A 13,380-nucleotide genomic window follows, 5' to 3' on the forward strand; every position below is an offset into this window, starting at 1 on the left:
CAATAAAAAGCCCGCCGGATTGGCGGGCTTTTTCATGCTGGTCGGTGTCCTCAGGCGGCGACCAGCGACTCCAGATCGCGCCGGCTCAGGCGCTTGCTGTCCACCTTCACATAGACGGAGCGCTCCGCAGCGGCCAGCAGCACGTCTCTCACCCCCTCGCAGGCGCGGATCTTCTGCTCCAGCGCCGCGTCGGCCTCCACCCCTTCCGGCAGCACGATGCGCAGGCTGCTCACGTAGGGGGGCTCGGCCATGGTGAGGCTGACCCCGAGCCAGACCAGGGCCAGCGCGGCGCAGCCGCCAAACACCAGGACACCGCCGCCCAGGCTGTAGAGCAGGCCGCCGAGGCTGCCGCCGATGGCCACCCCGATAAACTGGCTGGTGGAGTAGATCCCCATGGCGGTGCCCTTGTAGCCGGGGGGCGACTCCTTACTGATAAGAGAGGGCAGCAGCGCCTCCATCACGTTGAAACCGATGAAGAAGATCTGCAGGCCGGCGAGCAGGCCCCACAGCTGCAGGCCGCTTTGCCAGAGCACCAGCTCGGCGACAAGCATCACCAGCACGCAGATCTGGAACACCCGCTTCATTTTTCTGCGCTTCTCGGCATAGATGATGAACGGCACCACGCTGACGAAGGCGATCAGCATGGTGACCAGATAAGCCTGCCACTGGCTGTCGCGGGGCAGGCCAGCGCGCTCCAGCAGCGGCGGCAGCGCCACAAAGCTCGACATCAGCAGGGTGTGCACGCAGAGGATACCGAAGTTGAGCTTGAGCAGGCGCGGGTTGGTCAGCACGGTGCGCATCCCCCCCTTCACCATGCCTGACTCGCGATTGAGCAGGTGACCGCTCGGGATCGGCACCAGCCAGAGGGTGACGGCGATGCCCGCCAGCGCCAGCAGGGCGATCAGCCAGAAGAGGCCACTGAGCCCCAGCGCATGGGTGATGAGGGGGCCAGTCACCATGGCGATGGCGAAGGTGATGCCAAAGCTCACCCCGATGAAGGCCATCGCCTTGGTGCGGTTCTGCTCGCGGGTGAGATCCGACAAGAGCGCCATCACGGCAGCCGAGATGGCGCCGCTGCCCTGCAAGGCGCGACCGAGGATCACGCCCCAGATGGAGTGGGTCAACGCCGCAATCACGCTGCCGAGGGCAAACATCAGCAGGCCGCCGACGATGAGAGGCTTGCGGCCCACCTTGTCGGAGAGCAGGCCGAACGGGATCTGGAACAGCGCCTGGGTCATGCCGTAGATGCCGATGGCCAGGCCGATGAGCGCCTCGGAGGCACCAGCCAGCGACATGCCGTAGGTGGTCAGCACCGGCAGCACCATAAACATGCCGAGCATGCGCAACGAGAAGACGGAGCCGAGCGCCCAGGTGGCACGGCGCTCGCCCCTCGTCATGGTGAAATCATTCATGATGGCCTCGATAGGTCAGGAAAAAGGAAGACTCAAGGGGTGGCCGACACTGGGCTTGCCACACCCGACACAAGGGAAAAGTGCCCGACGGGGCGGCCCCATAATAACAGAGCCGGGAAGGTTCCCGGCTCTGGATTTCATGCATTTTAGGGGGGCAAGTCACACTATCAGGGCAGCATGCTCACCAGTACCGCAGGCTCGGCCTCCGGCTGGAAGTCCACCGACATCATCACGCTCAGGCAGGTAATGGTGACGATGGAGAACATGAACAGCTTGCGCGCCCAGAGGGAGTCATCCACTGCCGCCTTGTAGCCAGACAGCGCCATCCCCAGCCACCAGACGCTGACCGCGGTGGCCACCACTAGATACTTGTAACCGGCATAACCGCCGAGGAACAGCATCAGGGTCGGCACCATGAAGGCCAGGATGTAGAGGGTGATGTGGAGCTTGGCCACCGGGATCCCCTTCACCACCGGCAGTACCGGGATGTTGGCCGCCTGGTAATCCTTGAAGCGGAAGATGGCGATCGCATAGGAGTGCGGCATCTGCCAGAGGCTGAAGATCGCCAGCAGGATCAGCGCGCCTGAGTCGAACTGACCGCTCACCGCGCAGTAGCCGATGACCGGCGGCGCGGCGCCGGAGAGGCTGCCAACCAGGGTGCCGTAGACCGAGTGACGCTTCATGTAGAGGCTGTAGACCCCCACATAGACAATGAAGCCCAGCACCGCCAGCAGGGCGGCCAACGGATTGGCCGCAAAGTAGAGCAGTGCAATGCCCGCAATGCCGAGCGCGGTGGCGTACCAGAGCGATACGCCGGGGGCGATCAGACCCTTCACCAGAGCACGGTTCTTGGTGCGCTCCATGATGCAGTCGATGTCCCGGTCGATGTAGTTGTTGAACACGCAACCGGAGGCGACCACCAGTGATACACCAGCCATGGTCAGAATGAAGAGGGGCACATCCAGGCTCCCCTTGGAGGCCAGCAGGAACCCTCCGATAACCGAGATGAGGTTACCGAAGATGATGCCCGGCTTGGTCACTTGCAGGTATTGCTTCATCATCATTGCCAACCTGCTCAGTGAACCATCATGTTGATGTTGAGGTTGTACATGATCCACAGGGAACCCACGACCACGATGGCGATGATGAGCACGGTAAAGATCAGTGCCACCAGGTTCCAGCGCTCCTCGGACGAGGTGTTCATGTGCAGGAAGTAGACCAGGTGCACGAAGATCTGCACCACCGCCATGCCGACCACGGTGGCCAGCACGGTAGTGTGGGAGGCAGAACCGTCCATCACCATCCAGAACGGCACCGCGGTCAGGATCAGGGACAGTACGAAGCCGATCAGGTAGCTCTTGGCGCTGCCGTGGCTGGCGCCGTGATTGTCAACGGAATGACTCATTACATGACCCCCATCAGATAGACCACGGTGAAGACGCAGATCCACACCACGTCGAGGAAGTGCCAGAACAGGCTCAGGCACATCAGACGGGTGCGGTTGCGATCGGTCAGCCCCTTCTTGGCTACCAGCACCATCATCACGATGATCCAGACAAGACCGCTGGTCACGTGGATACCGTGGGTCCCCACCAGGGTGAAGAAGGCGGAGAGGAAACCGCTGCGATCCGGACCGTAGCCCTCGGCAATCAGGTGATGGAACTCGTAGATCTCCATCGCGATGAAGCCGGCACCGAACAGGAAGGTGATGAACAGCCAGGTATTGACCGCCGCCACCTTGTTCTTGTTCATGGCCAGCATGCCAAAGCCAAAGGTGATGGAGCTCAGCAGCAGCAGCATGGTTTCGGCAAACACGAACGGCAGTTCGAAGATGTCCTTGCCGCTCGGGCCGCCGGCGGTGCCGTTGACCAGGACCGCATAGGTCGCGAACAGGGTCGCGAACAGGATGCAGTCACTCATCAGGTAGATCCAGAAGCCGAATACCTTGTTGGCGCCGGCATCATGGTGCCCATCCTCATGGGCACCGTGAGTGTGATGTAGAACGTCAGTCGCCATGGAATTAAGCCACCTTGTTGAGATTTTCAAAATGCTGACGCTCGATCCGCTCGATCTCGTCAACCTGCACGTAGTAGTCCACGTCGTCATTGAAGCTGTGGATGATCCAGGTGGCGATCATGCCGACGAAGCCGGCGATGGCCATCCACCAGATGTGCCAGATCATGGCAAAGCCGAACAGGGTGCTGAAGGCGGCGATGATGACGCCGGCACCGGAGTTTTTCGGCATGTGGATCGGGTCATAGTGCTTGGGCTGCTGATAGGCAGAACCGTCCTGCTTGGCTTCCCAGAACGCATCCAGCCCTTTGATCTTCGGCTCGATGGCGAAGTTGTAGAAGGGGGGCGGCGAGGAAGTGGACCACTCCAGGGTACGGCCACCCCAGGGATCGCCGGTCAGGTCGCGGTTCTTCTCGCGGTCGCGGATGCTGACCACGATCTGGATCACCTGGCACAGTACACCCAGCGCAATCAGACCGGCGCCGCAGGCAGCCACCACCAGCCAGCCGTGGAACTCGGGATCGATGTTCTGGCTGACACGACGGGTCATGCCCATGAAGCCCAGCACGTAGAGCGGCATGAAGGCCACGAAGAAGCCGGTGATCCAGCACCAGAAGGCACGCTTGCCCCAGACGTCATCCAGCTTGAAGCCGAACGCTTTCGGGAACCAGTAGGTGATACCGGCGAAGCAACCGAACACCACGCCGCCGATGATGACGTTGTGGAAGTGGGCGATCAGGAACAGGCTGTTGTGCAACACGAAGTTGGCGGCCGGCACGGAGAGCAGTACCCCGGTCATGCCACCCACGGTGAAGGTGATGATGAAGCCGACGGTCCACAGCATGGGTGAGGTGAACTCGATGCGACCGCGGTACATGGTGAACAGCCAGTTGAAGATCTTCACCCCGGTCGGGATGGAGATGATCATGGTGGTGATGCCGAAGAAGGCATTCACGTTGGCGCCGGAGCCCATGGTGAAGAAGTGGTGCAGCCAGACGATGAAGGAGAGCACGGTAATGGCGATGGTCGCCCACACCAGCGAGGTGTAACCGAACAGCTTCTTCTTGCAGAAGGTCGCCACCACTTCGGAGAAGATCCCGAACACCGGCAGTACCAGGATGTACACCTCGGGGTGACCCCAGGCCCAGATCAGGTTGATATACATCATCATGTTGCCACCCATGTCATTGGTAAAGAAATGGGTACCCAGGTAGCGGTCTGCGGTCAGCAGGGCGATGGTGACGGTCAGGATCGGGAAGGAGGCGATGATCAGCACGTTGGCGCACAGGGCGGTCCAGGTGAACACCGGCAGGCGCATCATGGTCATGCCAGGGGCGCGCATCTTGATGATGGTGGCGAAGAAGTTCACGCCGGTCAGCAGGGTCCCCAGACCCGAGATCTGCAGACTCCAGATCCAGTAGTCGACCCCGACCCCCGGACTGAACTCCAGCCCCGACAAGGGCGGATAGGCCAGCCAGCCGGTCTGGGCGAATTCACCGACCCCGAGGGAGACGTTGATCAGCACCACGGCCGCGGCGGTGAACCAGAAGCTCAGGTTGTTCAGGAAGGGGAAGGCGACGTCACGGGCACCGATCTGCAGCGGCACCACGATGTTCATCAGACCGATCACCAGCGGCATGGCCACGAAGAAGATCATGATGACGCCGTGGGCGGTGAAGATCTGGTCGTAGTGGTGCGGTGGCAGTATGCCCTCGCCCCCGGCCGAGGCCATGACCTGCTGGGTACGCATCATCACAGCATCGGCAAAGCCGCGCAGCAGCATGACCATGCCGAGGATGAGATACATGATACCGAGGCGTTTGTGGTCGACCGAGGTCAGCCACTCTTTCCACAGATATTGCCACTTGCCGAAATAGGTGATGAGACCGGCGATACCCAGCCCACCCAGAATGATGCCGGCGATCGTGACCATGATGATGGGTTCATGGTACGGAATGGCATCGAGTGTTAATTTTCCAAACATCAGTTAGTACCCGCTTTCACTGTCTTGTCGGCCGGCATGTGACCGGCGTGGTCCATCTGCTCGCCCTGGGCCTCATGGTGCATGGCGTTGCCGTGCTCCATGCCTTCATGGCTCATGGAGGCGTCATGCTCCATGCCTTCGTGGCTCATGGAGGCATCATGCGGCATCGCGGCCTGCGCTTCGCCGTGCTGCATGGCGGCGTGTTCGCCGTGCTTCATGTCGCCCATGAACTTGTTGATGATGTTGACGAACAGCTTGGGATCGGCGCTGGCGAAGTACTCCACCGGGTGGTTTTCGCTCTTCTTGGCCAGGGTATTGAACTCATCCATGGTGTTGAGCGCCTTGGAAGAGGCTTTCACCTTGGCGACCCAGGCGTCGAAACCGGCCTGATCCTGCGTGGCGATGGCGTTGAACTTCATGCCGGAGAAACCGGCACCGCTGTAGCCACCCGAGATGCCCTTGTACTGGCCTGCCTCGTTGGCGATCAGGTGCAGCTTGGTCTGCATGCCCGCCATGGCGTAGATCTGGCCGCCCAGCTGGGGAATGAAGAAGGAGTTCATCACGGTGTCGGACGTCACCCGGAAATTGACCGGGGTGTTGACCGGGAATGCCAGCTCGTTGACCGAGGCGATGCCCAGTTCCGGATAGACAAACAACCATTTCCAGTCAAGGGAGATGACATCGACCTGGATCGGTTTCACCTCGGATTCCAACGGTTTGTAGGGATCCAGAGAATGGGAGGTTTTCCAGGTGATCACCGCCAGGATGGCGATAATGATGACGGGTACGGTCCAGACGACCGCTTCAATCTTGTTGGAGTGGGCCCAGTCCGGTGCATAGGTGGCCTTGGTGTTGGACGCTCGGTATTTGTAAGCGAACGCCACCGCCATCACAATCACCGGCACCACCACAATCAGCATCAAGCCGAGTGCGGTCAGTATCAGTGACTTCTGCTCCAGACCAACTTGTCCCTTGGGGCTCATCAGAGCCATGTCGCAGCCGCTCAGCAAGCCGGCAGTCGCGAGCAACAGCAAAGCGCCCAAGCCCCTCTTTACATCAAAAGGTCTCATGCAATGTCCTCATCTTCGCAGGGCTAAAGTTGTAAGAAAAACGCAGCATTCTATTTCACCCGGGGGGATGTGAACAACATGAAAAATTAATCTTTCACTTGTGTGTGGATTGCGATTTCTGTGTGTTGCATGTTAATGCCTTGACGTCATGAAAATTATCAAAACCACCTCGACCCCCTTTCATCGCCAGCTGGTGCCATTTCACCCTGCATCTGTTTATTAAACAGACACTCCGCGATTTAACCTTTTACTTAACAAGGACAAATGACACCCCTTTGTGGCTAGCTGGCGAAATTCCGGGCTGAAATCCGTGCACATTTGGTCGCTCAGGGCCGAACAACAAAGGGACTCGAAATTAACCATAATTAATCAAATTAAATTTCAATTAATTCCATGAGGTTGGTGCGGCTTTACCCGCAAACATGCACGCCGCATGCATCTCATGAGGTCTCGCCGATCACAGGGTCCATCATTTTGTTTAATAAGTTATTATCAAACCCATGGACTCCATCCGGATATGGCGGTAGGTTGCGCCCCTTCGTTACTCGCCAGTCACGAATTCAACCTTATCCCATTTCTCACTCGACTCTTCATACACAGGGATTGCCATGAGCATCACACGCAGAGACTTTCTCAACGGCGTCGCCATCACCATTGCAGCCGGAGTTGCCCCCATCAAGCTGCTGCAAGCGGCCGAGGGCGGCACTGTGCTGGCTGAAAAAACGCTGGTCTACCCGCCCGCCCTCACCGGGCTGCGCGGCAACCACCCGGGCTCCTTCGAACCGGCCCACAGCATCGCCCGCGACGGCAAACAGTATGACTTCGCCAACATTCCCCTCGAGGGCGAATACGATCTGGTGATCGTCGGCGCCGGCATCAGCGGTCTGGCGGCCGCCTGTTTCTATCAGCAACTGCTCGGCGCGGACAAAAAGATCCTGCTGCTCGACAACCACGACGACTTCGGCGGCCACGCCAAGCGCAACGAGTTCACCACCCCCGATGGCCTGCGGCTGGGTTACGGCGGCAGCGAATCCCTGCAATCACCGCGCTCCGTCTACAGCCCGGTGGCGCTGGGGCTGCTCAAGGCGCTCGAGGTCAACATCGACGAGCTGGCCAAAGGCTTCCAGCAGACCTTCTACCCGGATCTGGGCCTGAGCCGCGGCGTCTACTTCGACGAGAAGCACTTTGGCGTCAACAAGGTGGTGAGCGGCGACCCGGGCCACAACGTGGCCGACGACATCCCGCGCGATCGCCTGAACGGCCGACCGCTGGCAGAGTTTATCGGCGACTTCCCGCTCGATGAGAGCGACAAGGCCGCCCTGCTGGCACTGCATGAGGAGAAGACCGACTACCTGAGCGGCATGACCCAGGCGGAAAAAGACCTCTGGATGACCCGCAACAGCTACACCACCTTCCTGCGCGACAAGGTGGGCCTGAGCGAGCGGGCCATCACCTACTTCCAGCAACGCACCAACGACTTCCAGGCGGTCGGCATCGACGCCACCGCCTGCGCCGATGCACGTCTGTGCGCCCTGCCCGGTTTCGGTGGCATGAACCTGACCCCGCTCGATGCCGAGGAGCAGGCGGAGTTGGACGATCCCTACATCTTCCACTTCCCGGACGGCAACGCCGGCCTGACCCGCTTGATGGTGCGCAAGCTCATCCCGCAGGTGGCCCCCGGCCACACCATGCAGGACGTGGTGCTGGCCAAGTTTGACTACAGCAAGCTCGACCTGCCCGAGCACAAGGTGCAGCTGCGCCTTGGCAGCACGGCACTGCAGGCCAAAAACGTGCCGCTCAAAGACGGCAAACAGGGAGTGGATGTCACCTACATCAAGGAGGGGAAACTGCACCGGGTGCGGGCCAAGCAGTCCATCATGGCCGGCTACAACATGATGATCCCCTACATGGTGCCCGAGATGGCGGAGCCCCAGAAGGAGGCGCTGCGCCAGAACGTCAAGGCGCCGCTGGTCTACACCAAGGTGGTGATCAAGAACTGGCAATCCTTCGTCAAGCTGGGGGTGCACGAGGTCTACTCCCCCGCCGCCCCCTACAGCCGGGTCAAGCTCGACTACCCGGTCAACCTCGGCGGCTACGAGCATCCCAAGAACCCGGATCAGCCCATGTGCCTGCACATGGTCTACGTGCCGACCTTGCCGGGCAGCGGCCTCTCGGCCCGCGAGCAGTCCCGCAAGGGGCGCGCCATGATCCTCGGCATGCCGTTCGAGCAGCACGAGCAGGTGATCCGCGAACAGTTGCAGGGGATGCTGGGCGGCGCCGGTTTCAACCATGAGCAGGATATCCTCGCCATCACGGTCAACCGCTGGTCCCACGGCTACTCCTACATCACCAACACCCTGTTCGATGACGAGGAGCAATGCGACAAGTGGATCGAGCTGGGCCGCCAGCCGGTCGGCAACATCACCATCGCCAACTCCGACTCGGACTGGAGCCCCTACGCCCACTCCGCCATCGATCAGGCCTGGCGCGCCGTCAACGAGCTGGTTGCCATGCACAAGGGAGGTGCCAAATGATCCGTTCCCTGACCCTGACAGCCAGCGCCGTGCTGCTGGCCCTGCCCGCCTTCACCCTGCAGGCCGCACCTGCCATGTCGGCCGGCGAATACGTGGCCAAGCTGGGTGACTGCGCCGCCTGCCATACCAGCGAGGCGAGCAAGCCACTGGCCGGCGGCAAGGGCTTCCCCACCCCCATCGGTACCGTGTTTGCCACCAACATCACCCCCGACAAGACCCACGGCATCGGCAACTACAGCCTGCCCGAGTTCATCAAAGTGATGCGTGAAGGGATCACCCGCAGCGGCGATCCCCTCTACCCAGCCATGCCCTACACCGCCTACGCCAAGATGAGCGACGAGGATCTCACCGCCCTCTACCACTACCTGATGCAGGATGTGCAGCCGCAGGCTGTTGCCAACAAGGAGAGCGACATCCCCTGGCCGCTCAACATGCGCTGGCCGCTCAACGGCTGGAACTGGGTCTATCACGATGACAGTCGCTTTACCCCGGTGGCCGGCAAGAGCGAGGAGTGGAATCGCGGCGCCTATCTGGTGCAGGGGGCGGGCCACTGCGGCAGCTGCCACACCCCGCGCGGGCTCGGCATGCAGGAAAAGGCCCTGACCGAGGCAGATCCCCTCTATCTGAGCGGCGCCACCCTGGATGGCTGGTATGCCCCCAACATTCGCGGCACCCGCTACGACAAGCAGGCGCTGATCGACCTGCTGAAAACCGGCCGCAGCCAGCATCAGGCCGTCAGCGGCCCCATGGCGGAAGTGATCACGCACAGCAGCCAGTACTTCAGTGACGCCGACCTGGCCAGCATCGCCACCTACCTGACCGAACTCGGCGACGACGCGGCGGCCAGCAAGGGCAACCGGGCCTACGCCAGCGCCGGCGGCAAGGCGGACTACGCCATGTACTGCTCCACCTGCCACGGAGTCAATGGCAAGGGCAATGACCACGTGATCCCCTCGCTGGTGGGCAACCAGACCGTGCTGGCCGAGGACCCGAGCAGCCTGCTCAACGTGCTGCTGCACGGCGCCGAGACCCCGGTCACCCAGGGCAACATCGGCTACCACATGCCGGGTTATGGCTGGACCCTCAACGATCAGCAGATCGCCGAGCTGGTCAACACCCTGCGCGCCTCCTGGGGCAATGAAGGGGTGGCCATCAAGCCGGAGGCGGTCAAGGCCCAGCGCGCCCTGCACCAATAACTCGCGCCGACCATAACGAAACGGGCCTCCACTGGAGGCCCGTTTGCTATGTGAGTGACGACTCACCCCTTGCGCGGCTTGGAGCCGGAGAGCGGCACCGTCCCCAACCGGTAATCACCATAGGGGAAGATATTGCGAAAGCGCTGGGCCACCGGCTCGGGAATGGAGCGGGAGAAGACCAGCTTGACCCCGTCGCCATCGCGCTGACCCAGGATGCGCCCGCGCACCGTCTCGTGGCGCAGGATCTGCCTGGCCTGCTCGATGAACGCCGGCGACACCTTGCCCCGCTTGACCTGCACCTTGCCTGGCGCAAGCCGGATCTCGAACAGGGCGCCACGCCCCAGCTTCATCAACCACCAGATGAGGGCGATCGCCACCAGCAACGACAACCAGGCCATCCTGTTTCTCCTTCTTCACACGGTTGCGGACAGTATAAGCCGCAACTGGCCCCCGATTGTTTGGCACGGATCACAGCCGCGCCTCAAGCCCGGCCGCAGGCCCCCCTGCTCGCCAAGCGCCCCTAGCGGCTGCGGCCCCAGGCCACCAGCGTCTCCCGATAGAGCGCCAGCAGCGCCTGATCCCGCACCGCCACCCCGACCTGCTGGGCGCGGTAATCGGCCCAGCCGTCGTGGGGGTGAGACATGCCGTCAAATTTCTGCAGGGTGTGACCGATGGCAGGCCCCTCGTTGATGACCCGCACCGGCCCCTCGCGCAGGGTGAACAGGGTCGGATCGATCACGTAGGCGATGGCGGACGGATCGTGCACGTGGCAGCCGTCGAGCCCGATCCGCTCCGAGTAGAAGCGCAGATAGAAGCGGCTGACATCCCACAGGAAGCGCCCCGGCTCCCCCGCGTCGTCGCGCAGCGCATCCAGATAGGCGCTGCTGAAGAAACTCTGCTGGGTCACATCCAGCCCGATGATCACCACCGGCCAGTCGGCGGTGAACACCCGATCGGCAGCATCCGGATCGTCGTGGATGTTGGCCTCGGCATAGGGAGTCACGTTGCCGCGATGACCGTTGACGCCAAAGGCGCCCCCCATCACCACCACCTGCTTCACCAGACCGGTGATCTCGGGGGCCTCTTGCAGCGCCAGCGCCAGGTTGGTGAGCGGGCCTATGGTGACCAGGGTGATCTCGCCGGGAGCGGCCTTCACCGCCTCGACGATATACTGCCAGGCCGGCCGGGGATCCGGCGCCAGGGTCACCTCCCCCGCCGTCACGTCACCAAACCCGCTCGGCCCGTGCACCACGGTGGTCGGGCCCACCGGTTCGCGCCGCAGCGGGGCGGCAGCCCCCTGTGCAACGTCCGCCTTCATGCCGTATTGCTGCTTGAGCCAGAGGGCGTTGCGGGTGCCGTTCTCGATGGTGGCATTGCCAAATACGGTGGTGATGGCGAGCAGCTCGATGGCGGGGTGGGCTTCGGCAAACAGAATTGCCATGGCGTCATCGATACCAGGATCGGTATCCAGAATGATCTTGTGAGTCATGGGGCCTCCTTGGGCAACAGAGCAGCCAGTGTAGCGAGCCGCCGCCGCTTTAACAGCGCCGGGATCACAGCCTGAGGCTTTGCCCTTGCCCGCCTTGCCCAAGTGGCGGCATTTCATACAGGGATGACGACGCGGCAGGGGACAAGTAGTGGCGAAGTGGGTGGCGCCGGCGAAATAGTGGGCAAGCGGATGGCCGGTGAGTGCCGCAGCCTTGTGGAGCGGCGGGCAGGGTGGTATCACTGGCCACACGATTCACCCCGCTCACCACCTGCCGAGGCGCCATTGATCACCCTGATAAAAGAGTCCGACCAGTTGAAGATGCCCTGGAAGAACAAGCAGGGCACCACAGCCCAGATCCTCATCTCCCCTGCCGGCACCAGCCTCGACAGGCTCGATTTTGCCTACCGGCTGAGCTCGGCGCCCATCAAAGGCGCTGGCCCCTTCTCGAAATTTCCCGGCTATCAGCGCATCCTGCTGCCCATCAGCGGGGCCGGCTTCGTGCTCAACGGCCACCCCTACGCCACCTTCGAGGCGGCCCACTTCAGCGGGGATGACGACACCCACTGCGAACTGCTGAAAAAAGAGGTGACGGATCTGGGGCTCATCTATGATCCGGCCCGCCTCAGCGCCAACGTGCGGGTGCTCAATCTGCCCTTCCCACTCACCCTCACCCTGGAAGCGGACAAGACCTATCTCTGTTACCTGTTGAGCGGCCAGCTCGCGGCGGCGGGCCACCCCATGGCGGTCAACGAGACCCTGCTGATCAGCGGCGAGCAGAGCATCCACTTCGACTGCCAGAAGAAGAGCGCCATCGCCTTCTTTACCCTGCAGCCCATTATTTGAAGAAACTTTCCTATATTAGCCATGCTCAAAAAACACCCTCCAATATTGAATATCATCAATATTGGAGGGTAGTATGGGTCTCATTGCTTTCATGTAATGAGAGGCCCTATGCAATACACTCTTGAAGGATTCGAGGCGCCACCAGAACTGACCTCGGAAGAAGAAAAAAGCAATCAACAACTACAGACCAAAATAAGAGAAATTCTTATTGAATTTCAGTATGTTGAAGACAGTAAAATGTCTGCGCCAAAAACATTCAAATGCCGTGTTCCTTATGAAGATTTATACGGTCTTAAAGCCATTAGCGCTTTTGTAATTAACCATCCTCTATATGGCCTCACTCGAATTGAGCCCCACCAACAACAGGTATCTGGCTCTGTTGACCGTAAGTTCCCTTTCTTCCTACAAAGTGCCTATAAGGCGCCTGAACCTAATGTCATTATTTTGATAGAAGGACAAGGACATAAAAAAGCAGCCTTTGAATGGTTAAAGACTGAGTCAGCCAAATGCACAACTAAAAACATCCGATGTTTTGACTTGGCCGATTTCACACTTTGGATTTGATATCTCGGTGTAGTAATCAGCGTTTGGGTGCCCGTCCGCCGCTGTCGAGGCAGGCCTGCATGGAGTCGTAGGGGGTGTAGTGCTTGGTGCGGCTGTAATAGGTGCCGCCCTGGGGATGGCAGATACCGTTTCTGCTCTTCTTGACCGGCGGCTCAGCTGCCAGCGCGATGGCGCATACCAGCAGCAGGCAACCGCTGATCACCCATTTCATGGCTTTCATGACGACCTTGCTTCCTCTCGAGCGGGCCCAGCAGGCCCGAAAGGCGCCCATCTTA

At 60.8% G+C, this 13,380-nt stretch carries 13 protein-coding genes; 4 read left to right on the plus strand and 9 right to left on the minus strand.

Translation table 11 applies throughout. The annotated features are described in order from the left end of the window. Positions 1-50: 50 nt before the first annotated feature. The 6 genes from E5E97_RS20065 to cyoA all read right to left on the minus strand — a co-directional run bounded on the left by E5E97_RS20065 (position 51) and on the right by cyoA (position 6,479). The gene (locus tag E5E97_RS20065) at positions 51-1,412 is read right to left on the minus strand and encodes an MFS transporter (protein ID WP_171280897.1); all 1,362 of its coding nucleotides are present in this window, start codon (positions 1,410-1,412) and stop codon (positions 51-53) included. A 167-nt stretch (positions 1,413-1,579) separates the two neighbouring features. Continuing rightward, positions 1,580-2,476 (minus strand): heme o synthase, encoded by an 897-nt coding sequence (gene cyoE, locus E5E97_RS20070; RefSeq protein WP_005302932.1) that lies wholly within the window; start codon positions 2,474-2,476, stop codon positions 1,580-1,582. A gap of 11 nt (positions 2,477-2,487) precedes the next feature. Then, on the minus strand, positions 2,488-2,817 hold the full coding sequence (locus E5E97_RS20075) for a cytochrome o ubiquinol oxidase subunit IV (RefSeq protein ID WP_005302933.1): 330 nt from the start codon (positions 2,815-2,817) through the stop codon (positions 2,488-2,490). Beyond that, entirely contained in the window at positions 2,817-3,428 is a 612-nt protein-coding gene (locus E5E97_RS20080) for a cytochrome o ubiquinol oxidase subunit III (RefSeq protein ID WP_005302934.1), read from the minus strand. The genes E5E97_RS20075 and E5E97_RS20080 overlap by 1 nt, the downstream gene beginning before the upstream one ends. Positions 3,429-3,432: 4 nt before the next feature. Beyond that, a complete protein-coding gene (gene cyoB, locus E5E97_RS20085) occupies positions 3,433-5,409 on the minus strand; it encodes a cytochrome o ubiquinol oxidase subunit I (protein WP_005302935.1) in 1,977 nt (658 codons plus the stop codon). After that, positions 5,409-6,479: a cytochrome o ubiquinol oxidase subunit II gene (gene cyoA, locus E5E97_RS20090; protein ID WP_171280898.1), complete on the minus strand. Its 1,071-nt coding sequence runs from the start codon at positions 6,477-6,479 to the stop codon at positions 5,409-5,411. The genes cyoB and cyoA overlap by 1 nt, the downstream gene beginning before the upstream one ends. A 608-nt stretch (positions 6,480-7,087) precedes the next feature. On the opposite strand from cyoA, the gene E5E97_RS20095 reads away from it, so the two are divergent. Both E5E97_RS20095 and E5E97_RS20100 read left to right on the plus strand, forming a co-directional pair. Then, complete coding sequence (locus tag E5E97_RS20095) at positions 7,088-9,013, plus strand: FAD/NAD(P)-binding protein (RefSeq protein ID WP_171280899.1); 1,926 nt, start codon at positions 7,088-7,090, stop codon at positions 9,011-9,013. Continuing rightward, positions 9,010-10,209: a cytochrome c gene (locus E5E97_RS20100; RefSeq protein WP_171280900.1), complete on the plus strand. Its 1,200-nt coding sequence runs from the start codon at positions 9,010-9,012 to the stop codon at positions 10,207-10,209. Before E5E97_RS20095 ends, E5E97_RS20100 begins: the two co-directional genes overlap by 4 nt. 62 nt (positions 10,210-10,271) lie before the next feature. Here E5E97_RS20100 and E5E97_RS20105 read toward each other — a convergent pair whose 3' ends face one another. Together E5E97_RS20105 and E5E97_RS20110 are read right to left on the minus strand one after the other, a co-directional pair. After that, on the minus strand, positions 10,272-10,607 hold the full coding sequence (locus tag E5E97_RS20105; protein ID WP_171280901.1) for a DUF3634 family protein: 336 nt from the start codon (positions 10,605-10,607) through the stop codon (positions 10,272-10,274). A gap of 122 nt (positions 10,608-10,729) precedes the next feature. Then, a complete protein-coding gene (locus E5E97_RS20110) occupies positions 10,730-11,698 on the minus strand; it encodes a nucleoside hydrolase (RefSeq protein ID WP_039213403.1) in 969 nt (322 codons plus the stop codon). Positions 11,699-11,980: 282 nt separating this feature from the next. Between E5E97_RS20110 and E5E97_RS20115 the strand changes: the two genes are divergently transcribed. Beyond that, on the plus strand, positions 11,981-12,541 hold the full coding sequence (locus E5E97_RS20115; protein ID WP_124252373.1) for a HutD family protein: 561 nt from the start codon (positions 11,981-11,983) through the stop codon (positions 12,539-12,541). Positions 12,542-12,649: 108 nt separating this feature from the next. Then, a complete protein-coding gene (locus tag E5E97_RS20120; RefSeq protein ID WP_124252374.1) occupies positions 12,650-13,105 on the plus strand; it encodes a PD-(D/E)XK nuclease superfamily protein in 456 nt (151 codons plus the stop codon). A 16-nt stretch (positions 13,106-13,121) separates the two neighbouring features. Here the strand turns inward: E5E97_RS20120 and E5E97_RS20125 are convergent, their stop codons facing one another. After that, on the minus strand, positions 13,122-13,325 hold the full coding sequence (locus tag E5E97_RS20125) for a hypothetical protein (protein ID WP_011706750.1): 204 nt from the start codon (positions 13,323-13,325) through the stop codon (positions 13,122-13,124). Positions 13,326-13,380 lie beyond the last annotated feature (55 nt).

This window comes from Aeromonas sp. 2692-1 (genome assembly GCF_013085505.1).
GTDB classification, from domain to species: domain Bacteria; phylum Pseudomonadota; class Gammaproteobacteria; order Enterobacterales; family Aeromonadaceae; genus Aeromonas; species Aeromonas hydrophila.